Raw genomic sequence first — 1165 nt, 5'->3', positions numbered from 1 at the left:
GCACCAACCCGACCAACTTCAACGAGGGCCAGGGCGACGAGCGGCCGGTTGTCCGCGAGTACTGGACGACCGTCGGCCAGATCCGAGAGGACATCGCGCGGGCGACCGGTCGCGACCGCCGCCGCGCGCACGCGACCCCTAGCGCATCGGCGACCCGCCCGGCGCGCGCGGCCGTCGTCGACGACCAGGCGCGCGAGTCGGTCGCCCTCGAACCCAACCAACCAGGTCGCCTACGAAAGGGCATTTTCGTCGGCAACCTATGTTCGGCTCGCCGAGACCGAACTCGGCGAGCGCTTCCGGCTTGGACGCTCGCGGCCTTGCTTGCCTTCGCCTACCTGGGCACCGCGGTCGGGGCGAACGTGGTCACCTCGGCGTTCGGCCTCGTGCCCGCCGGTTTCGGGTGGACCGTCACCGCGGGCACCTACTGCGCGGGGCTCGCGCTCGCGTTCCGAGATGCCGTGCAGGACGCCGCCGGCACCCGGCGGGTCGTAGTCCTGGTGGTGCTCGGCTGTTTAGTGTCGGCTCTGGTCGCCGAACCCGGTATCGCCGTCGCGTCAGCCGTGGCGTTCCTGCTCGCCGAGGCGCTCGACATGGCCGTATACACCCCGCTACGCCGACGGGGTCGACGACGCGCGGTCGCCCTGTCTGGGCTCGTCGGCGCGGTCGTCGACTCGATCGTGTTCCTGCTCATCTCCGGGTTCCCGCTCACCGCGGGCAGTGTCGCCGGGCAAGTGCTCGTAAAAGCCGTGTGGGTCACCGGTTGCTACCTCGCTCTAGCGGAGGTGATGCACCGTGCTCTACCTGGCGAACGCATCATCTCCGCGGATTCGTGACGCGATGAGCACCGGCGAACTCGGCCAGATGTGCACCCCCGCCGAGGGACGCTCACCGCTTCCCGGCGTGACCTGGGGCGCCGACAACAGCCGATTTGGCAAGGGATACCCCGGCCACGACCGGTGGCTCGCCTGGCTGCAACGCCACGCCGAGCACGCCGACCGGTGTCTCTGGGCGACCGCCCCGGACGTGATCGGCGACGCTGCGGCGACCCTCGACATGTCCGCGCCGTTCCTGCCCGTGATCCGCGAGTTGGGCTACCTGGCGGCGCTCGTCGCTCAGGACGGGCTCGAACACCTCGATGTGCCGTGGTCGACGTTCGATGTGCTGT

At 70.1% G+C, this 1165-nt stretch carries 2 protein-coding genes; both read left to right on the top strand.

The window, feature by feature from the left end:
- On the top strand, positions 1-833 hold an 833-nt coding region (locus ACRDSQ_RS26700), incomplete at its 5' end, for a VUT family protein (protein ID WP_431424755.1).
- 4 nt (positions 834-837) lie between these two features.
- Positions 838-1165, top strand: a 328-nt coding sequence (locus tag ACRDSQ_RS26695; protein WP_431424753.1) for a hypothetical protein, incomplete at its 3' end; no start/stop codon positions are given.

Source organism: Actinokineospora sp. (genome assembly GCF_050699995.1).
In the GTDB taxonomy this organism is placed as follows: Bacteria; Actinomycetota; Actinomycetes; order Mycobacteriales; family Pseudonocardiaceae; genus Actinokineospora.
This window is presented reverse-complemented; position numbering and strand designations above follow the sequence as displayed.